Raw genomic sequence first — 19,082 nt, 5'->3', positions numbered from 1 at the left:
GCCCGCCCGGTACGGCACAATTCGCAGCAATCACAGCTGAGTTGGATTGAGTGACAGCTGTACAGGGGCGGGAAAGGGCGGCGTTCTCCGTGGCGTTGGACGAGGCACGACAAGGCGCGCACGGCGGTGGCTGTACGTGCGGCGACTGCCCGCACGGAGCGCGCGAGGGGCACCGGCGCGCGGTGGCCGCCTTCCTGGCCAAGCGGGACGAACTCGCCGCAGGCCAGGGGCTTCCCGCGGGGGTCGCCCAGTCCCCCTCCGCGACCCGGCAGTGGGTCTCGGACGAGCTGACCCAGTCCGCGCGCGTCGTCGCGGACCGGGGCCGGGAGGAGGGCGACGCCTGGCTGTACCGGGTGTGGCAGCGCACCCTGGTCATCGTGTGGGGCGCCGTCGCCGTACTGGCCGTCGCCGAGGCCGCCACCGCGATCGGGGCGGGCTGGACCCACGCCCGCACCGCCGGTCTGGTCGCCGGACTCGTCACCGCCGCGACTCTGACCGGGGCCGCCCACGTCCACCGGGCGCGCGGCGGCCTCCTCGCCCCGCTCATCGGTGAGGACAACCGGCTCTCCACCTCCAGGGCGGTCGCCGCGTCCTGGGTGCTGCTCGCGGTCTTCTCCGTGCTCGTCCTCGCGCTCCAGCTGGCGGTCGCCTCCGGCCACGCGCGGCGCGACGCGCTGATCGAGGGCCTGGACCTGGCGCGCGGCGCCGGGGTGGTGAGCGTGCTGGCGCTGGTGTGCGCCATCGCCGTGGTGGTCAAGCGGGTGGTGGGCGTACGGGTGCTGTCCGGGCGGCTCCAGAAGCTGCGGGCCGACCGGCCGCGCGCCGCCGACCTGCTGACCGATGACGCCGGCCGGGGCGGCTTCACGGACGTGCAGTACGTGCTGGTGTCCACCGTGGCGGTGCTCTTCGCCGCCGTCCGCCTCGCCCGGCGGCCCGAGCAGCTGCCCGATCTGCCGTGGGGTCTGGCCCTGCTGGTGGCCGTCTCGGCGGCGGCGTACTTCGCGGGCAAGTACACCGAGTCCGGCCGGCCCGTGGTGCTTTCGGTCGTCAGGGCCCGGGAGGCCGGCGATCTGGACGCCCCGATCCGTACCGGTGACGACATCGAGATCCGCGGCGCGGGATTCGTGCCGCCCGGCGCCGGGGCCCCCGACCGGCTGGCCCGGATGGTCGTCCGGATCGGCGCGGTCCACGTCCACGTGCCGCTGATCCCGGTCGCGGGCGGCTTCGCCAACCCGAGCGACACCGTGCTGACCGTGCCGGTGCCGGTGGAGGTGGAGCCGGGGGTGGTCGAGGTGCAGGTGGTCACGGCGGCGGGGACGGAGTCCAACCGGGTCGAGATCGACGTGACCGACTGAGACCCGCCGCCCGCCGCCCGCCCATCGGCCCGGGGGCCCGCTCCGGGGTCCTCAGGGCACCGGGAGCCGGCCGCGCGGAAGGTCGTAAGGTCTGGTGACGGGTCGAACGGTCCGGCGAGGGTCGAATGGCCCTGTGGGCGGGGCCGGCGGTCCGCCGCAGGGCCGCGGAAGGCGGGACAACCATGCACTACGGCATGAACGGGCGCGGTCTTGGCGAGCCGAAGAGCCTGCGGGAGCTGGCACGGGAGCACGCCCTGCTGCCGCTGCGGATCTTCCTCGGGGTCACCTTCGTCTACGCCGGGCTCGACAAGCTGACCGACAGCGCCTTCTTCCACGCCACCGGCTCCGGTTCCATCGGCGAGACGATGAGCGCGGTCCGGGACTCCGCCGCGATCCCGGCCCTCGTCGACCTCGCGCTCAAGGGCCCGGCCGGCTTCGGCTACGCCATCGCGATCGGTGAACTCCTCGTCGGGATCGGGACGCTGCTGGGCCTGTGGACCAGGATCGCCGCGCTCGGCGGTGCGCTCATCTCGCTGAGCCTGTGGCTGACCGTCAGCTGGCAGGCCGAGCCGTACTACCTCGGCAACGACCTGATCTACCTCATGGCCTGGCTGCCGCTGCTGCTCGGCGGGGCCACGTCGTTCTCCGTGGACGGCGTCCTCCCGCCCCGGCGGCGCCGGATCCGGTAGGCCACCCAGGTGGTCAGGACGGCGACCCAGAGGCCGGCGGTGAAGAGCGCGATGAAGAAGGCCAACGGGGCGTGCCAGGCGCCTGCGGCATCCGCCGCGTAGCCGGCCGCCAGACCCAGCATCACCAGGCCCGCCACCGCCCGTCCGGGCCGGATCTCATGACGCAGCACGGGTGACCTCCACCTGTCCGATGCCGACTTCCAGATCGAGTTCCACGGTGCCTGCCGCCTCGCCGCCCGACGTGGGCGGCAGCGTCCGGTGCTCGTTCTCGGAGACCCTGATGTCCACGTCGCCCTTTCGCGATCCGCCGCCCGGCGCCTCGCCCGGCAGCCTGATGTCGCCGAGACCGGCGCGCGCGCTCAGCCGTACGGTGACCGCCTCCGGCACGCGGACCACGACCCGGCCCGCACCGACCTCCACCCGGGTCGTGAGCGTGTCGCCCCTGGGCACGGCGACCCGGGTGAGATCGAGGTCCGCCACCCCGGAGCCCACCTCGTAGCGCGGCTGCACCGCGGCCACCGTGGCCGGCCGCCACTCCTGGCGCACCCAGTGCGCGGTGATGTCGGCGGGCAGCACGGACGCACCCGCCAGCAGGCCCGCGGTGATCATCGCGAGCAGCACCGTACCGAAACCGGTCCGGCCGACGAACGCGCTGACCAGCAGCCCCGCCCCGAACACCGCGAGCGCGGCGGCCAGGCCGATCTGCAGGCTCAGCCCCAGCGGCTGGGTGTCCCAGTTCGCCCTCGCGCCCAGCACGCCCGCCAGCACCGCCAGCAGGAAGACGGCCCCCGCGATCGACGTCGCATCCCCGTCCTGCCGCGACTTGCGGGGCGTCCGGAACGGGCCGGCCGCCGTCGCCCCGCGCGGCCCGGCCGCCCGGCTGTCCATCGTCGTGTCCGCCGGCCCCCACAGATAGCCGGAGCCCACCGGGCCCGTGGTGCCGTCCTTGACGATCGGGTCCCGCCACCAGGACGGGCTGTCCGGCCGGGGCGGCGCCTTCACCTCGGGCGGCGCGTCCGAGACCGCCTGCGCGGCCGCCGGATGCAGCGGGCCCTGCGGATCGGCGGTCCTGCGGTGCTGCGTCCACACCGAGAAGCCGATCACCGCGAGGGCCAGCATCGCGGAGAACGCCAGCGTGCCGCCGTTGCCCAGCATGGAAAGGAACAGGCCGCAGCCGACCAGCGCGAACAGCACCGCGATCAGCGACGCCCCCTCCACCCGGCCCGACAGCAGCCGGCGCGCCTCGTTCTCCTCCTCACCGTCCAGCGGGACGAGCAGCCACGCGAAGCCGTAGAAGATCAGCCCGAGCCCCCCGGTCACGGAGAGCACCCCGAGCACGATCCGGAAGATCACCGGATCGACGTCGCAGTACCGGCCGAGGCCGCCGCAGACCCCGGCCACCACCTTCTGCCGCGAGCTGCGGTGCAGTCGCCCGCCCGGCCCGGCGGACGGTACGGCGCCGGGCGGCGCATCCTGGGGAACGGTCATGGCTCCATGGTGACGGGCGGCGGGCCCGTCCGGCACCCGCCCCGACCCTGGACGAACCCTGAGATCGCCCCCGCCGGACCCTGAAGGGACCGTTCCGGGTACCGGGCCGTTCCCCGCCCCGGCTCCGCCCGGCTCTCCGCCCGGCTCTCAGGGTCGAAGTGGGGGCCGACCCTGATGCCACCGGCCGCACCCACGTGTGACGATCGGGGCATGCCAGCCGCCACCACCCGAGCCGCCAGCTCCCTCAACCCCGATCCGGAGGAACCACCGCTGCGCAAGCTGTACCGCAGCGCCGACGGACGGCTGCTCGGCGGCGTCGCACGCGGTCTCGCCGGACACCTCGGGCTGCCGGTCGCCTGGGTGCGCTTCGTCTTCCTCGGACTGTTCTTCGCGGACGGCCTCGGCGCGCTCCTGTACGCGGTGTTCTGGATCGTCGTGCCGCTCGGCGTCGGCGGCGTGGACGGCCCGAGGTCCGTCTTCGAGACCGCCCCCGACGGCAGGCGCCGGCTCCGCAAGCCCGACCGGGGCCAGGTCTTCGCCCTCGTCGCCCTCCTCATCGGCGCCGTGATCTTCGTCGGCAACGTCGACATGGGCAGCAAGGCCGACCGCTACATCTGGCCGACCCTGCTGATCGGCGCCGGTTCCGTCCTGGTCTGGCGGCAGGCCGACAACGCCCGCCGCGCCCGCTGGATGGAGGTCGGCAGCCGCCGCCGGGTCCTCAACCTGGCCCGGGGACTCGCCGGAGTCGCCCTGGTCGGCCTCGGCCTGGCCGGCTTCATGGTGGTGCGCGGCTCCGCCGCCCAGCTCGGCAACGTCCTCACCGCGGCCATCGCCGTCCTCACCGGCATCGCCCTGCTGGCCGGTCCCTATCTCGTCCGGATGACCCAGGACCTCTCCGAGGAACGCCTGATGCGCATCAGGGCCCAGGAGCGCGCCGAGGTCGCCGCCCATGTGCACGACTCCGTCCTGCACACCCTCACCCTGATCCAGCGCAACGCGGAGGACCCCGGCGAGGTGCGCAGACTGGCCCGCGCCCAGGAGCGCGAACTGCGCAACTGGCTCTACAACCCCGAGGGCACCGGCAAGGACGAGGACGACGAACCCGAGAACCTGGCCGAGGCCGTCAAACGCGCCGCCGCCGAGGTCGAGGACAAGCACGGCGTCCCGCTGGAGGTCGTCGTCGTGGGCGACTGCCCGCTCGACGAGAAGCTGACCGCGCAGATGCAGGCCGCACGCGAGGCGATGGTCAACGCCGCCAAGTACGGTGGCGAGGGCGGCGCCGTACAGGTCTACGCGGAGGTCGAGGGCCGCACGGTCTTCGTCTCGGTACGCGACCGGGGGCCGGGGTTCGACCTGGACTCCGTACCGGGGGACAGAATGGGCGTACGAGAATCAATCATCGGCCGGATGCAGCGCAACGGCGGTACCGCCCGGCTGCGTTCGGTGCCCGGCGGGGGCACAGAAGTCGAGCTGGAGATGGAGAGGACGAGCGATGAACGGGACCACTGAGGCGACCGGGGGCCACGCGGACCCGGAGCGCCGGGTACGAGTCGTGCTCGTCGACGACCACCGGATGTTCCGCACCGGCGTACAGGCCGAGATCGGCCGCACCGAGGAGACCGGCGTCGAGGTCGTGGGCGAGGCCGCCGACGTCGACCAGGCCGTCACCGTCATCACGGCGACCCGCCCCGAGGTCGTCCTCCTGGACGTGCACCTCCCGGGCGGCGGCGGCGTCGAGGTGCTGCGCCGCTGCGCCCCGTTCATGGGCGCGGTGGAGAACCCGGTGCGCTTCCTCGCGCTGTCCGTGTCGGACGCCGCGGAGGACGTCATCGGGGTCATCCGGGGCGGCGCCCGAGGCTACGTCACCAAGACGATCACCGGCGCCGACCTGGTCGACTCGGTCTTCCGGGTCCAGGACGGCGACGCGGTGTTCTCGCCCCGGCTGGCCGGCTTCGTCCTCGACGCCTTCGCCTCGACGGACGCGCCACCGGTCGACGAGGACCTCGACCGGCTGACCCAGCGCGAGCGCGAGGTGCTGCGGCTGATCGCGCGGGGCTACGCGTACAAGGAGATCGCCAAGCAGCTGTTCATCTCGGTGAAGACGGTCGAGTCGCACGTCTCGGCGGTGCTGAGGAAGCTCCAGCTGTCCAACCGGCACGAGCTGACCCGCTGGGCGACGGCCCGTCGGCTGGTCTGAGACCGGCGGGCCCACGCCTCAGGCCGGGTCGAGCGAGATGTTCAGCTTCTCGCCGACCCTGCGGTAGCCGATGCCCGCGTACATCCGTTCCACATCGGCGTCGCCCGGCTCCAGCCAGACCACCCGGCAGCCCTGCTCGAAGGCGGTCGCGGTGAGCCGGGCGGAGAGGTCGGCGCCGATGCCGCGGCGCCGGAACTCCTCGGCGACGGCCAGGCCCACCAGCTCGCTGAGGCCGTCGACCGGCACCGAGCAGCCGCCCGCGCCCGCCGGGACGCCCTCCAGCGTGGCGAGCGCGGCGACCCCGCCGTTCGCCGCCGCGTCGCGCAGCCACTTCGCCTCGCCGCCCTCGGGCTCGCCGGTCCCGCCGTACCCCAGGTGCTGTACGAGGGCGGCGGCGTCGAACTCCGCGGCCGTGATCGGTTCGGCCGTCACCAGACCGTCCACCGGCTTCGGCGGCAGCAGGCCGCCGGGCGCGCAGGCCATGACCGGGGCCCGGTTCTCGACGGTGAACCCGGCGGCGAGCAGCGCGGGTTCGACCGCCGGCGCCCAGCCGGGCAGGTACTCCAGGCGCGGCATCCGGTCCCGTTCGCGGAAGCCCGCGATCAGGGCGTCGATGTCCTCCGGGGCCGGTTCGGCGCCCTGGTCCGGGATTGCGTAGTTGGCGTACTTCAGCGACCAGTTCACGTTGTGGCGCACCGTGAACGGGCCGACCCGGTAGTGGTCCGGGGAGCGGAGGGCGAGCGTACGGGCATGGGTCTGGACGTCGAAGTCCATGGGCATGAGTGGGTGTCCCTCGGTCCGGTCGGTCGGAAGGACGGGAGCCTATGCCACCCGGGCCGCTCCGGCGAAGGGCATTTCGTCGATCGGTGCGATGCGGACCGGGGCCCCGGGGCGCGGGGCGTGGATCATCCGTCCGTTGCCGATGTAGAGGCCGACATGGCTCACGCCCGAGTAGAAGAACACCAGATCCCCGGGGGCGAGTTCGGAGCGTGAGACGCGCCGGCCGGCGTTGATCTGGGTGTACGTGGTCCGGGGCAGCGAGACACCGGCGGAGCGCCAGGCAGCCTGGGTGAGGCCGGAGCAGTCGAACGAGGAGGGGCCGGTGGCGCCCCAGACGTACGGCTTGCCGAGGGCCCCGTACGCGAAGGCGACGGCCGAGGCGGCGCGGGCGTTGGGCGCCCGGTCGGAGCCGCGCGGGGCGCTGCGGTCGGCATGGCCCGTACCTCGGCCGTCGTCGTCGGAGGCGTCGTAGGAGGCCCGCTGGGCGGGGGAGAGGCGGGCCAGCAGCTTGCGGGCCTCGGAGAGCTTGGACCGGACCGTCGCCTTGTGCTTCTGGAGGTCGGCCTGGCGGGCGGTGAGCTCGGCCAGCTGTCCCGCCGCCTCGGACCGCAGCTGGGCCACGTCCGCGACCTGGCGCCGCACGGTGCGGAGCTCGTCGCTGCGGCCGGCGGCGGCCCGCTCCACGTACGAGGCGCGCCGCAGGTACTGGTCGGGGTCCGAGGAGAGCGCCAGCTGCAGCGACGGGTCCAGGCCGCCGGAGCGGTACTGCGCGGCGGCGTACGAACCCAGCTCCTCGCGCGCGGCGTTGAGCCGCTCGGTCTTGCGGGCGGCCTCGTCGCGCATCGCGTCGATCGCCTTGGCGGTGGCGGCCGTCTTCACCTTCGCGCCGTTGTACTGCTCGGTGGCGACCTCCGCCTCCCGGTACAGCCGGTCCACCTGGGCCTTGACCTGGGCGGCGGAGGGCGTCGGGTCGGCGTGCGCGGATCCCGGCAGCGCGGCAGCGGTCGCGGCCCCGGCGAGGGCGAGGGTCGCTGCGGTGCGGGCAGCAGAGCCGGTGTACGGGCGCTGCTTGGGTTTCCGGTGCGCGGCCACGAGGGCGGTGGTCCTTCCTGTCGACTGCCCGCCGGGGCCTACCGGAGGGCCCGCCCGGTCCGGCGGCGGGTCGCCAACAGGGGGAGCGGCCCGCCGCCGGATCTCTCGGCGGGGCGACCGGACGGTGCCGCCCGGGTGCGGAGCGGCGGTGATCCGGTCACCTGGTAGGGACGCTAAACCCGGGGCACGGGGAAGAGTCGTAATGACGCTTATTGCCTGAATTTGGCGCTTCGTTGTTGTTGGGTGACCGGAATAATTGCACCAGAGTAAGGCAATTGGTGCATTCATGAGTCAAGCATCCAGTAAGCCTGACCTGGCTGCCGATGCCTGATATGGCCAGGGCTAGGGTGCGGAACCATGCGTGTACTCATCGATGTCTTCGTCGCCCTCCACATCATCGGGATCGCCGCCCTGCTGGGAGGTTTCCTCACCCAGATGAAGGCGATGGGCGCGGGGACGGCGCGGTTCGTGCCGGGGATGCTGCACGGCGCGCTGACCATGCTGGTCACCGGGATCGCCCTGGTCGGGCTCGATCAGGCCGACGACCACCCCGTGAACAACGTCAAGATCGGCATCAAGCTGCTGATCCTCGTCGTCATCCTTGGGCTCGTCTACGTCAAGCGGGACGAGGAGAAGGTCGACAAGGGCCTCTTCGCGGCGGTGGGCGGGCTGACGATGGTCAACATCTTCATCGCCACGATCTGGACCTGAGCACACCCGGCCCGAGCGCACCCGGCCGGAGCGTTCCGGGCCCGTGCGCCCTCGTCGCACCGGCCCCAGACCCCAGTACGTCCAGTACAGGAGCCTGAGGCCGGCACGCCGAAAGCACGCGCCTGACACCGCGTGGTCGCCCTCCGGGCGACGACGGCAGTCCGACGCCACGCCCTAGCCGGGGCGCACGCTCCCGTAGATCGGCATGTAGAAGATCGACTCCTCGCGCACGTTGGCCCCCGGCTTCGGCGCGTGGATCATCATGCCGTCGCCCTTGTAGATGCCGACGTGGCTGATGTCGTCGTAGAAGAAGACCAGGTCCCCGGGCCGCAGGTCATCCGTGGCGATCCGGGTGCCGACGTTCACCTGGTCCCAGGTGGTCCGCGGAATGGTGACGCCCGCAGCCTTCCAGGCCGCCTGGGTCAGCCCCGAGCAGTCGTACGAGGACGGGCCGGTCGCCCCCCAGACGTACGGCTTGCCGAGCTGGGCCCTGGCGAACGCGAGGACCTTCTCGGCCTTCGTCGAGGCGCTGCTGTCCGAACCCGAACCCGAATCCGACCCGGTGCCGGCATCCGAGCCCGTTCCGGTGTCCGAGCCGGTCCCGCTTCCCGCTTCCTTGGCCTTGCGGTCGGCCTCGGCCTCCGCGGCGGCCTGCTTCTTCGCCAGCTCCGCCGCCTTGCGCTTGGCCTCGGCCTTCTTCTTCTGCTCCAGCTCGGCCAGCCGCGCCTTCTCCTCGGCGGTCAGCTTCGACAGCAGCGTGCGCGCCTCGGTCAGCTTCGTCTGCACGTTCTGCTTGCTGGTGCGCAGCTTGGTCTGCGTCGCGGTGAGCGTCTCCAGGCTCGTCACCGCCTCGGCACGCTTCTTCGACGCCTCGGCCTGCTTCGTACGGAAGTCCGTGACGGCCTGCTGCTGGTTCGAGGCCATCCGGTCCATGAGATGGGTCTGGTCGAAGAACGACTGCGGGTCGTTGGCCAGGAAGAAGGTGGCGGTCGGCGCGAGCGCGCCGTCGCGGTACTGGGCGGCCGCGTAGTTGCCGAGGGTGCGGCGGGCGTCGTTCAGCTTGTCGGCGCGCTTGGCGATGTCGTCCAGCAGCGTGTCCACCTTGGTGCGCTGCTCGGCGGACGCCTCTTTCGCCTCGTCGTAGTGCTGGGTGGCGGTGCCCGCCTCCCGGTACAGGGCGTCGACCTTCTTCTGGACGTCCTCGATGCCGGGCTTCGGGGCCGGGGCCGCGAGCGCGCTCTGTGTGGACAGCAGGGTCACCGAGGCGAGCGCGGCCGTCGTGAACCCGATGGCCGGGGCGGAGCTGCGCACCCGGGGGCGCGGTTTGCGATGCGATGCCAAGGCCGGCATCTCCTTCCGTGGACCGCCTACCGGGTTAGCTGTCGGGTTCGGGCGGAACGGAAGGCTGCCCTACGGTCCTGGTGGGGGTTTCGGACCGATTCACCCCGGTGCTGCGTGTGGGTCCCCGGTTCCGGACCCCTGGAGGCGGCCCGGATTCGACGTGGACGCCCGCTCGGCGTGGTTCGCCTCTTGGGGGTACGGGCCGTCCGAACGAGCACGCTAGCCAACTCATGGTGCCGCTGTGAAGGTTGATGTTCGATATGCCCGATACGTTTTCGTGACCTTGCGGAAGCCGTGCGGTCCGGCCCGGCGCGGCGCGCGAATTCCCTACGCAGGGTGGGCCGGGCGTCGCCGTGTGTGGCCCCGGACGGTGTGCGTTTCCCCATGCGGCCCCGGGGTGTCAGTGCGGCCGCCTAGACTCGGACAGCGATGAGCAGCCTCTTTGACGACAGTTTCCTGGCCGGCCTCCAGCACACGGAGGAAGGGCCCCCGCCGCCCCCCGAGGACTCCGCACCCGAAGCGGTGCCGGAGGACCTCTTCTCAGGCGTGTTCGACGGGCCCCCGCCGCCCCGCGACGCGTACTACCGGGACGGCGCCCACCGCCCGGTCATCGACGCCGTCGCGCTGCTCGACGGGCTGAACACCGAGCAGCGTGCCGCCGTCGTGCACGCGGGCTCCCCGCTGCTCATCGTCGCCGGGGCCGGTTCCGGCAAGACCCGGGTGCTGACCCACCGCATCGCCCACCTGCTGGCCGAGCGCGGCGTGCACCCCGGGCAGATCCTGGCGATCACCTTCACCAACAAGGCCGCGGGCGAGATGAAGGAGCGCGTCGAGCAGCTCGTCGGCCCCCGCGCCAACGCCATGTGGGTCATGACCTTCCACAGCGCGTGCGTACGGATCCTGCGCCGCGAGTCGAAGAAGCTCGGCTTCACCTCCTCGTTCTCGATCTACGACGCCGCGGACTCCAAGCGGCTGATGGCCCTGGTCTGCCGCGATCTCGACCTCGATCCGAAGCGCTTCCCGCCGAAGTCGTTCACGGCCAAGGTGTCGAACCTGAAGAACGAGCTGATAGACGAGGAGACCTTCGCCGGCCAGGCCACGGACGGTTTCGAGAAGACCCTCGCCCAGGCCTACGCGATGTACCAGTCCCGGCTGCGCGAGGCCAACGCGCTGGACTTCGACGACATCATCATGACGACGGTGCACCTGCTCCAGGCCTTCCCCGACGTCGCCGAGCACTACCGCCGCCGCTTCCGGCACGTCCTGGTCGACGAGTACCAGGACACCAACCACGCCCAGTACACGCTCGTACGGGAACTGGTCGGCCCGGCCGGTGCCGCCGACGCCCCCGGCGAGCTGTGCGTCGTGGGTGACGCCGACCAGTCGATCTACGCCTTCCGCGGCGCGACGATCCGCAACATCCTCCAGTTCGAGGAGGACTACCCGGACGCGACCACGATCCTGCTGGAGCAGAACTACCGCTCCACCCAGACGATCCTGTCCGCGGCCAACGCCGTCATCGAGCGCAACGAGAGCCGCCGCCCGAAGAACCTCTGGACCAACGCCGGCTCCGGCACCCGGATCACCGGCTATGTCGCGGACACCGAGCACGACGAGGCGCAGTTCGTCGCGGACGAGATCGACCGGCTGACCGACGCGGGCGACGCCAAGGCCGGTGACGTCGCGATCTTCTACCGGACGAACGCGCAGTCCCGTGTCTTCGAGGAGATCTTCATCCGGGTCGGCCTGCCCTACAAGGTCGTCGGCGGTGTGCGCTTCTACGAGCGCAAGGAGGTCCGGGACGTCCTGGCCTACCTCCGGGTCCTGTCCAACCCCGAGGACACGGTCCCGCTGCGCCGCATCCTGAACGTGCCCAAGCGCGGCATCGGGGACCGGGCCGAGGCGATGATCGACGCCCTGTCGCTGCGCGAGAAGATCACCTTCCCGCAGGCGCTGCGCCGCGTCGACGAGGCGTACGGCATGGCCGCGCGTTCCGCGAACGCCGTCAAGCGGTTCAACACGCTGATGGAGGAGCTGCGCACGATCGTCGAGTCGGGCGCGGGCCCCGCGGTGGTGCTGGAGGCCGTCATGGAGCGGACCGGCTACCTGGCCGAGCTCCAGGCCTCCACCGACCCGCAGGACGAGACCCGGATTGAGAACCTCCAGGAGCTCGCCTCCGTCGCACTCGAATTCGAGCAGGACCGGGGCGAGGAGGAGGGGGCGGGGACGCTCGCCGAGTTCCTGGAGCGGGTCGCGCTGGTCGCCGACTCCGACCAGATCCCCGACGAGGACACCGACGGCTCCGGAGTCGTCACGCTGATGACCCTGCACACGGCGAAGGGCCTCGAATTCCCGGTGGTCTTCCTCACCGGCATGGAGGACGGCGTCTTCCCGCACATGCGGGCCCTGGGCCAGGTCAAGGAGCTGGAGGAGGAGCGCCGGCTCGCCTACGTCGGCATCACCCGCGCCCGCGAGCGGCTCTATCTGACCCGGGCGTCGATGCGCAGCGCGTGGGGCCAGCCCTCGTACAACCCGCCGTCGCGGTTCCTGGAGGAGATCCCGGAGCAGCACCTGGAGTGGAAGCGCAAGGGCCCGATGGGCGCCCCTGCGGGACCGACGTCGGGCATCACCTCGTCGCTGTCCTCGTCCCGTTCGCGCTCCGGGCCCTCGGGCTTCGCGACGCGGCGGACGTCGGACAAGCCCACGATCACGCTGGTGGTCGGCGACCGGGTCACCCACGACCAGTTCGGTCTGGGCACGGTGACGGCGGTCGACGGCATCGGGGACCAGGCGAAGGCCACGGTCGACTTCGGGGACGAGCGGCCGAAGAAGCTGCTGCTGCGGTACGCCCCGGTCCAGAAGCTGTAGCGCTCCGGCCCGGGACGCCCCGGGCCGGAACGAGGGGCCAGGTCAGGTCGGGTCGATGCCGTGGCTGCGGAGCCAGGGCAGCGGGTCGACGGCCGCGCCGCCGCCGGGCCGCACCTCGAAGTGCATGTGGGGGCCCGTCGAGTTGCCGGAGTTCCCGGAGTGCGCGATCACGTCACCGGCCTTGACGTGGCCCGAGCGGATCCGGGTGCTGCTGAGGTGGCAGTACCAGGTCTCGGTGCCGTCGGCCATCGTGACGATGGCCATGTTCCCGTAGGCGGTGTTGAACTGCGTACGGACCGTGCCGTCGGTCGCCGCCATCACCGGAGTGCCGTACTGCACGGGGAAGTCGATGCCCGTGTGCACGGACATCCAGTTGACCCCGGCCTGGCCGAAGTACGCGCTGAGACCGTGATCCTTGACCGGCATGACGTACTTGGGGCGCAGGGCCTCCTTGCGGGCGGCCTCCTCCTCGCGCTTCTTCTTCTCGGTGGCCTGCCGCTCCTTCAGGTCGATGCGCTCCTGGGTGCGGCTGGCGCGGTCCGCGAAGTTCTCCGCGTCGGCGCTGAGGTTGGCGAGCTGGGTGTCCAGCTTGTTGTTGGCGGCGACGGGCTCGACCGTCCCGGGGTCGGCGGCCGCCATCGTCGTGGTGTCGTCCTTCTTCTCCTCGCCGCCGCCCATGCCGCCCACGGAGGCGGCGGCGATGCCCGCCACGCTCATCACGCAGGCGGAGGGAACGGCGACGGTGAGGAGAGCGGAGCGCTTGGCGGGCGAACGCCTGCGGCTGCGGCTGCCACCGCGGGAGACCTGACGGCCTGCGGGGCGGTGGGAGTCGGCGGGGGACGGGGGCGGTTCCGGGACCGGCTCCGACTCGGGCTCCGGCTCCGGGAGGCTGAACTCGGCGGTTCGGGAGGGTTCGTAGGCCTCGTGCGCCTCGGCTACCTCGTATGTCCCGTACGCCTCAGGTGTTCCGTACGACTCGTGCGTCTCGTACGGATGCTGCCGGGTCTGTTCGGATTCGTGCGATGCCGTCAAATTCTGCGACGTCTGCTGTGCGTGCTCGGGCGTGGCGCCCGCGTTCCAGGCGGTGGCGTCGTACGCGCCGGAGTCGTATCCCGCGGTGTCGGCGCTCGACCACTGGCCGTTGGCGTACCAGCCGGAGGTGTCCCACTGGCCCGATGCGTCCGGGGCGCCGCCCTGCGACGGGATGTTCGCGCCGTGACCGTCGGTCGTCGCCCAGGCGGCTGTGGTGTCGTACTGCTGCGGCGCCGCGTCGTACTGGGGGTACTGCTGGGGGTGGGGGGCGTAGGCCGCGTAACCGCTGGTGTGGTCGTACTCGGCGGTCCGGTGTGCGCCGGTGTCCCACTGGGTGCTGTCGTACTGCCCGCTGTATCCGGTCTGGCCGTTGTCGTACGGGGCCGCGTAACCGGTCGTGGTGTCGTACGAACCGTCGTAACCGCTGGGGAGGGAGCCGAAGAGCGGGTCGTCGTCGAAGCCGCCTGTGGAGTGGCTGTCGTATCCGACATACCCGGCGTGGGGGTGCTGGTCGTTCACCAACTTCTCTCTCGCCTCGGCAGCAGGACCTTGGTCCGGGGCCCGTGGGGGACCCCGGGGGAAAGCAGTGGCCGCGACTGTACCCGGCGGTATGCGACACCGACAATCTTCCACGGCCCGCGGGTGCTCCAGAAACGGGCAATCGGCCGTCTTTCGACGGACCACTCACACAGCCTTGGCTCTATGTTCGAAATTTGTTCTATTGGGGGGAGTGGTGTCAGCCGTTGACGCGGTGTCCATCGGGGGTCCGGGGCGATCCCGCCACCGAGCTCGTGGCTGTCGCGCCAGGCGCCGGTGCCACTCCCCCCGGTGACGGTTGGTTCACGGACGGCGGTGAGCGGGCGGGGGATTGAGGGTTCGGGGGAGGCCTCGTGGATCAGTAGTGGTTCGGTCCGCCGGCTGCGGCACGGTTCCGCCCGGGGGATCAGCCCACCGTCGGCCAGGGCGGCAGATCTGCGTGCCGGACCCGGTAGCCACCTTTTGCCACGGGCGCGAAGGGGGCCGGTGCCATGCAGGATCCGACCGAATCCATGTGTTCGTCGGAGCCGGTCGTCCAGTTCACCCCGTCGTCCCAGGAGAACCCCACCCGGTCCCGTGACACCTTCCCGGGTCTGTCCGTGCCGCCGTCATAAACGCTGAACCCCAGCCGCTTTCCCACCCAGTCCGGACCTCCGGTGCTCACCTCGGTGATGACCGCGGTCAGGGTGGCGCTGCTGCCGGGCGCGGTCACCAGACAGTCGACCGTGCCCTCGGCGGTATAGGTGATGCCCCTCTCCGCGGAGTAGTGCGAGACCTTCACCGTGCCGTACGCGTCGGTCGGCAGTCCGGTAGGTACGCCGGGAAAAGGCCTGCTGTAGGGGGCGGCGTGCGCGTCGAAGGCCAGCGAGCGGATGTCGGCGTCTTCCAGGTACGGCAGACGGAACTCGGCGGATCCGGTGACGTCCGCCCGTACCGGTCGTTCCCGTGAGCGGACGGACGCTGTCGCACCAGTGGCCGCGGTGGCGGAAGCCATGATCGCTACAGCGATGGCCAAGGCCGCTGCCCCGCGGGTGCGGAACAGGGAACTCGCGGGATTCACACGGCTCATGGGGGCCTCCGGTCGATGATGTGGTGCGGGCGGAAGATGTCCGCTGCCCGCTTGCACCAATGCTCTGATCCGCGGGCGCCGGTTGCGTCATCCCGAAGAGTCGTCCGCCCGTGCGACTGAGGTCGGAGGACCGGGGAAGGCGTGCGTCCCCGGGCTGACCGGGGTTGCCGTGGAAGAAGCGCCGACCCGGTCGGACGCTGTCGGTCTGACCTGCCGAGGGAGGCTCATCGGGCCGCGCTCCCAGGGGCCTTCGCGCCGCTGGGCCGCTGCTGCGGAGGCCGCCACTGATGCCCCCGGAATCGAGACATTCCGGCCGGCCGCTGCTGGTCACTGATCACCGCCGAAGGGCACTCCTGATCACTGCGAGCCGTCCTCGGGGGGTGGCGGCTCCCTGCCGGCCGACCGGCGGGCAGGGAGCAGGCTGGTAGACCGTGGCCTCAGGCCACGGACGCGGCGCCGGTGGCCTCGCGCGCCGCCCCGTCCGCGTCGAGCGCCTGGCGGATTCCGGCGGCCACGGCCGGGTGCACGGGCAGCGCGAGATGGCCGATCCCGCTGACCCGCACGTTGACCGCGTCGAGGTCGGGGTGCTCGATGCAGGCCGCCTCGGCGGGGACGACGACCTGGTCCAGCTCGCTCCAGAAGCTGATGAACCGGGTGCGGCAGCCGGGCGCCGGCAGCCGGAGCTCCTCGATCGGGGCGGAGCCGCTGCGCATCTGCCGCACGATCGGGTGGGCGCTGGCCAGCGGGGCGACGGCGGTGCCGGCGTGCGGCGTGCCGAGGGTGACCAGGGTGCGGACGCGCCGGTCACCGCCGAGCCGCTGTACGTAGTAGCGCGCTATCAGGCCGCCCAGGCTGTGTCCTACGACGTCGACCTCGCGGTGTCCGGTGCGGGCGCAGATCTCCTCGATGTGGCGGCCGAGCAGCTCGGCGGCGGTGCGGATGTCGCAGGTCAGCGGGGAGTAGTTGAGCGATTCCAGATGGCGCCAGCCGTGCCGGGCCAGTGAGCGGCGCAGCAGGACGAACACGGAGCGGTTGTCGATGAAGCCGTGCAGGAGCACGACGGGCGGCCGGTCCGTGTGCCCGGTGCTCGCGCCGGCTCCGGCATTCGTGCTGGGCAGGGCGGTGGTCCCGGGCGGTACGGGGACCGGGCCGGCCGCCGGGCGTGGCGTGGTGCGCCGTTCGCCGGTGATGCCGGTGGGGTAGATCAGTGCGTGTCCGGCGAGCACCACGAGTTCCAGCGCGGTCGCTCTCAGCAGTGCGGACGGCAGCCAGGCCTTGTGCGGACCCGGCCGGCGCAGCGGTAGGGGAAGAAAGGGCAGGGCCTTCATCGGCCGACCTCCTGCTCCGGCACCCGGGGAGCGGCGGCTCCTGCCCCGTATGCCCTCGTGGGGAGCCGTGCGGAGGTCCGGGCGGCCGTGCACCGTCCGGGACCGCCGCCCGCCGTGCCTTCCGGGTCACCGCTCGGTGAGCGGCCGGTGGGCGGTCGGTGAAGCCGTACCACCGTGCCGTGCGGCTGACGGCGCGGTGGTACGACGACCTCGTGCGGCTCTCCCGGCGGCCGGTCCCGCACGGCAGGTGTGCCGCGTGCTGCGGGAAACGGCGCCCGGTGAACATGTCCCATGTGTGATTTCCCCCTCCCCGCCCACCGCGAAACAGCGGCTTGCGGGATGCTGTGGATAACGTTCGTTCACATCCCCGGCCTGTCGGGGGCGGGAGACGCGTGTGGAGGCAGTGATGGGTGTGACCGGTCCGATCCGAGTGGTGGTGGCCAAGCCGGGCCTCGACGGCCATGACCGAGGGGCCAAGGTGATCGCGCGGGCACTGCGCGACGCCGGTATGGAGGTCATCTACACGGGGCTCCACCAGACTCCCGAGCAGATCGTGGACACCGCGATCCAGGAGGACGCCGACGCGATCGGCCTGTCGATCCTCTCGGGTGCGCACAACACGCTCTTCGCGAAGGTGATCGCCCTGCTGAAGGAGCGCGAGGCCGAGGACATCAAGGTCTTCGGCGGCGGCATCATCCCGGAGGCGGACATCGCACCGCTCAAGGAGCAGGGCGTCGCGGAGATCTTCACCCCGGGCGCGACGACGGTCGAGATCGTCTCCTGGGTCAACGCGAACGTCCGTCAGCCGGCGGAAGCCTGATCCTGCGGGCGGGCCTGCCCCGTCCGTCCGCCCCCTCGGACCGGTGCCGCCCTTCCGCGCTGTCCGGCTCACCGGTCAGGCGTCAGCTCCGCCTCCATTCCCGCGCGCAGCCGCAGGGTGGAGACCAGCCGCTGGAACGCCTCCGACCAGTAGCCGTTCGCGCCGGGGGAGGCGTCCGCCGGTTCGTCGGGGGTCGTGGTGAGGACCTCCAGGCGGTCGGCCTCGGCCGGGTTCAGACAGCGCTCCGCGAGGCCCATCACGCCGCTGAAGCTCCACGGATAGCTGCCGGCGTCCCGCGCGATGTCGAGGGCGTCGACGACGGAGCGGCCGAGCGGCTGCGCCCAGGGCGTCGGGCAGACCCCCAGCAGCTGGAACGCCTCCGACAGTCCGTGCGCCGCGATGAACTCGGCCACCCAGGCGGCCCGTTCGGCGGCGGGCAGTACGATCAGGAGCTTTGACCGCTCGGCGAGCGATGCCGTGCCGGGACCGTTCGACGGGGGTGTCGAGGGGGCGCCCAGCAGCGCCCGTGCCCACTGAGGGTCCCGCTGCCGGACGGCGGCCCGGCACCAGGCCGCGTGCAGCTCCTCGCTCCAGCCGTCGGCCACGGGCAGCGCGACGATGTCCCGCGCCTCGCGGCCACCGAACCGGGCCGGCCAGATGGCGAGCGGGGACGACTCCACCAACTGGCCGAGCCACCAGGACCGTTCGCCACGCCCGGAGGGCGGGAGCGCCACCACGCCGTCGCGCTGCATCGCCGCATCGCATTCGTGCGGGGCCTCCACCGCCACGGACGGCCCGGTGCCGGTGAGGCCGGGGCTCACGCAGGACAGCGCGCGCTCCGCCATCCGGAGGGCGAGCGCCGATCCGGGCAGCGCGGACAGCAACTCGGCGGCCGTCGCCCGCACATTGCGGCTGCGGTCGGTCAGGGCCTGCTCAAGGAAGGGCTCGTCGGTGCCGGAGAGCCCGGTACGCAGCGAGTCGACGAACATCAGCCGGTCCTCGGCCCGCTCGGTGGCCCAGGTGGTGGCGAGCAGGGCGAGGGCGGCGCCGGCCTCGTGCGCCCGGACCGCCGACAGCAGAGCGACCCGTTCGGCGAACAGGCCTTCCTCCCAGAGCCGGTGGACCGCTTCCCGGTCGGTCACGTCCGGCAGCAGCGAGGTGCCCGACGAACCGCGCAGCGCGAACTTCCACTCGGGGTTCAGCCCGGCCAGCCAGAGCCCGCGCGGTCCGGCGAACGTCAGGGCCTGCGGCCGCAGATCGGTCCGCGCGCGGGCCGCGTCCAGCAGGGCGGGCAGGGCGGCGTCCGGTGCCCGGTAGCCGTGCAGATTGGCGATGGCCAGCCACTGCGGGATCAGTTCCGTCAGATCGGGGGCCGTGCCGCGTCGGCCACCCGAGCCGCTCGGGGCCGCCCGGTCCGCGAGCAGCCGCTCCAGCTGGCTCCGGGCAGCCCTCGGCAGGGCCGGCCGGGGGTCGGGGGGCGCCGGAACGGGCCGGGGCGCGGCGGGGGCGGGCAGCAGGCCTGCCCGGCGCCGCACGGTGTGCAGGGCGGCGGCGTTCAACAGCGCGGCCGCCGCGCCGTCCGGACCGGTGCCGTCCGGCATCGCGGGCGGGCGGCGGTCCGTGCCGAGCAGCGCCGAGGTGACGAGCTCGTCCCACGGGGTGGTGGCCGCCGAGGCGGCGGTACCGGGCATCGGGGTGGGTGTGGTGGGCGTATGGGTGCGGGGCATCGTTCCTCCTCCAGGAGTAGCCGGTGTCACGGGAGTTGCAGGAGTTAC

15 protein-coding genes and 1 riboswitch are annotated in these 19,082 nt (G+C 72.3%); of the genes, 7 read left to right on the top strand and 8 right to left on the bottom strand.

The genetic code is table 11. The annotated features are described in order from the left end of the window. Positions 1–89: 89 nt before the first annotated feature. Both ACGFU6_RS14240 and ACGFU6_RS14235 read left to right on the top strand, forming a co-directional pair. On the top strand, positions 90–1,355 hold the full coding sequence (locus ACGFU6_RS14240; protein ID WP_393610817.1) for a hypothetical protein: 1,266 nt from the start codon (positions 90–92) through the stop codon (positions 1,353–1,355). Positions 1,356–1,537: 182 nt separating this feature from the next. Next, the gene (locus tag ACGFU6_RS14235; protein ID WP_393610751.1) at positions 1,538–2,044 is read left to right on the top strand and encodes a DoxX family protein; all 507 of its coding nucleotides are present in this window, start codon (positions 1,538–1,540) and stop codon (positions 2,042–2,044) included. 156 nt (positions 2,045–2,200) lie between these two features. On the opposite strand, the gene ACGFU6_RS14230 is transcribed toward ACGFU6_RS14235, so the two are convergent. Then, the gene (locus tag ACGFU6_RS14230; protein WP_393610749.1) at positions 2,201–3,532 is read right to left on the bottom strand and encodes a PspC domain-containing protein; all 1,332 of its coding nucleotides are present in this window, start codon (positions 3,530–3,532) and stop codon (positions 2,201–2,203) included. A gap of 210 nt (positions 3,533–3,742) precedes the next feature. On the opposite strand from ACGFU6_RS14230, the gene ACGFU6_RS14225 reads away from it, so the two are divergent. Both ACGFU6_RS14225 and ACGFU6_RS14220 read left to right on the top strand, forming a co-directional pair. After that, positions 3,743–5,041, top strand: coding sequence for a PspC domain-containing protein (locus ACGFU6_RS14225; protein WP_393610748.1), 1,299 nt, complete (start codon positions 3,743–3,745; stop codon positions 5,039–5,041). After that, positions 5,025–5,729, top strand: coding sequence for a response regulator transcription factor (locus ACGFU6_RS14220; protein WP_073732601.1), 705 nt, complete (start codon positions 5,025–5,027; stop codon positions 5,727–5,729). Before ACGFU6_RS14225 ends, ACGFU6_RS14220 begins: the two co-directional genes overlap by 17 nt. Positions 5,730–5,747: 18 nt before the next feature. On the opposite strand, the gene ACGFU6_RS14215 is transcribed toward ACGFU6_RS14220, so the two are convergent. Both ACGFU6_RS14215 and ACGFU6_RS14210 read right to left on the bottom strand, forming a co-directional pair. Next, complete coding sequence (locus ACGFU6_RS14215; RefSeq protein WP_393610746.1) at positions 5,748–6,509, bottom strand: GNAT family N-acetyltransferase; 762 nt, start codon at positions 6,507–6,509, stop codon at positions 5,748–5,750. Positions 6,510–6,551: 42 nt separating this feature from the next. Further along, positions 6,552–7,601: an NlpC/P60 family protein gene (locus ACGFU6_RS14210; RefSeq protein WP_393610745.1), complete on the bottom strand. Its 1,050-nt coding sequence runs from the start codon at positions 7,599–7,601 to the stop codon at positions 6,552–6,554. 357 nt (positions 7,602–7,958) lie between these two features. On the opposite strand from ACGFU6_RS14210, the gene ACGFU6_RS14205 reads away from it, so the two are divergent. Continuing rightward, positions 7,959–8,312, top strand: a complete 354-nt coding sequence (locus ACGFU6_RS14205) for a hypothetical protein (protein ID WP_393610743.1) — start codon at positions 7,959–7,961, stop codon at positions 8,310–8,312. A gap of 174 nt (positions 8,313–8,486) precedes the next feature. Here ACGFU6_RS14205 and ACGFU6_RS14200 read toward each other — a convergent pair whose 3' ends face one another. Further along, entirely contained in the window at positions 8,487–9,662 is a 1,176-nt protein-coding gene (locus tag ACGFU6_RS14200) for an NlpC/P60 family protein (protein WP_393610742.1), read from the bottom strand. Then, positions 9,661–9,813: riboswitch (cyclic di-AMP (ydaO/yuaA leader) on the bottom strand. Its footprint overlaps the gene before it by 2 nt. Positions 9,814–10,082: 269 nt before the next feature. Between ACGFU6_RS14200 and pcrA the strand changes: the two genes are divergently transcribed. Continuing rightward, a complete protein-coding gene (gene pcrA / locus ACGFU6_RS14195; protein ID WP_393610740.1) occupies positions 10,083–12,521 on the top strand; it encodes a DNA helicase PcrA in 2,439 nt (812 codons plus the stop codon). Between the two features lie 42 nt (positions 12,522–12,563). Here the strand turns inward: pcrA and ACGFU6_RS14190 are convergent, their stop codons facing one another. The 3 genes from ACGFU6_RS14190 to ACGFU6_RS14180 form a co-directional block, all read right to left on the bottom strand. Then, the gene (locus ACGFU6_RS14190) at positions 12,564–14,072 is read right to left on the bottom strand and encodes a M23 family metallopeptidase (protein WP_393610738.1); all 1,509 of its coding nucleotides are present in this window, start codon (positions 14,070–14,072) and stop codon (positions 12,564–12,566) included. A 424-nt stretch (positions 14,073–14,496) separates the two neighbouring features. Beyond that, complete coding sequence (locus ACGFU6_RS14185; protein ID WP_393610737.1) at positions 14,497–15,084, bottom strand: hypothetical protein; 588 nt, start codon at positions 15,082–15,084, stop codon at positions 14,497–14,499. 512 nt (positions 15,085–15,596) lie between these two features. Then, on the bottom strand, positions 15,597–16,487 hold the full coding sequence (locus ACGFU6_RS14180; RefSeq protein ID WP_393610736.1) for an esterase/lipase family protein: 891 nt from the start codon (positions 16,485–16,487) through the stop codon (positions 15,597–15,599). Between the two features lie 406 nt (positions 16,488–16,893). Between ACGFU6_RS14180 and ACGFU6_RS14175 the strand changes: the two genes are divergently transcribed. Beyond that, complete coding sequence (locus ACGFU6_RS14175; protein WP_311303688.1) at positions 16,894–17,307, top strand: cobalamin B12-binding domain-containing protein; 414 nt, start codon at positions 16,894–16,896, stop codon at positions 17,305–17,307. Between the two features lie 68 nt (positions 17,308–17,375). Here the strand turns inward: ACGFU6_RS14175 and ACGFU6_RS14170 are convergent, their stop codons facing one another. Further along, positions 17,376–19,034 carry a DUF5691 domain-containing protein gene (locus tag ACGFU6_RS14170; RefSeq protein WP_393610734.1) on the bottom strand — a complete coding sequence of 553 codons (1,659 nt, stop codon included), beginning with the start codon at positions 19,032–19,034 and terminating at the stop codon, positions 17,376–17,378. Positions 19,035–19,082 lie beyond the last annotated feature (48 nt).

Source organism: Streptomyces sp. NPDC048462, assembly GCF_043200175.1.
Classification (GTDB): domain Bacteria; phylum Actinomycetota; class Actinomycetes; order Streptomycetales; family Streptomycetaceae; genus Streptomyces.
Note: the sequence above shows the minus strand (reverse complement) of the source record. Positions and strands in the feature narration are given on the sequence as shown.

Excerpts from the sequence above, each read along its gene's own strand:
- ACGFU6_RS14235 (WP_393610751.1), top strand. The coding sequence starts at position 1,538 with ATGCACTACGGCATGAACGGGCGCGGTCTTGGCGAGCCGAAGAGCCTG.
- ACGFU6_RS14230 (WP_393610749.1), bottom strand. The coding sequence starts at position 3,532 with ATGACCGTTCCCCAGGATGCGCCGCCCGGCGCCGTACCGTCCGCCGGG.
- ACGFU6_RS14225 (WP_393610748.1), top strand. The coding sequence starts at position 3,743 with ATGCCAGCCGCCACCACCCGAGCCGCCAGCTCCCTCAACCCCGATCCG.
- ACGFU6_RS14220 (WP_073732601.1), top strand. The coding sequence starts at position 5,025 with ATGAACGGGACCACTGAGGCGACCGGGGGCCACGCGGACCCGGAGCGC.
- ACGFU6_RS14215 (WP_393610746.1), bottom strand. The coding sequence starts at position 6,509 with ATGCCCATGGACTTCGACGTCCAGACCCATGCCCGTACGCTCGCCCTC.
- ACGFU6_RS14205 (WP_393610743.1), top strand. The coding sequence starts at position 7,959 with ATGCGTGTACTCATCGATGTCTTCGTCGCCCTCCACATCATCGGGATC.
- ACGFU6_RS14200 (WP_393610742.1), bottom strand. The coding sequence starts at position 9,662 with ATGCCGGCCTTGGCATCGCATCGCAAACCGCGCCCCCGGGTGCGCAGC.
- pcrA (WP_393610740.1), top strand. The coding sequence starts at position 10,083 with ATGAGCAGCCTCTTTGACGACAGTTTCCTGGCCGGCCTCCAGCACACG.
- ACGFU6_RS14185 (WP_393610737.1), bottom strand. The coding sequence starts at position 15,084 with ATGGCTTCCGCCACCGCGGCCACTGGTGCGACAGCGTCCGTCCGCTCA.
- ACGFU6_RS14180 (WP_393610736.1), bottom strand. The coding sequence starts at position 16,487 with ATGAAGGCCCTGCCCTTTCTTCCCCTACCGCTGCGCCGGCCGGGTCCG.
- ACGFU6_RS14175 (WP_311303688.1), top strand. The coding sequence starts at position 16,894 with ATGGGTGTGACCGGTCCGATCCGAGTGGTGGTGGCCAAGCCGGGCCTC.
- ACGFU6_RS14170 (WP_393610734.1), bottom strand. The coding sequence starts at position 19,034 with ATGCCCCGCACCCATACGCCCACCACACCCACCCCGATGCCCGGTACC.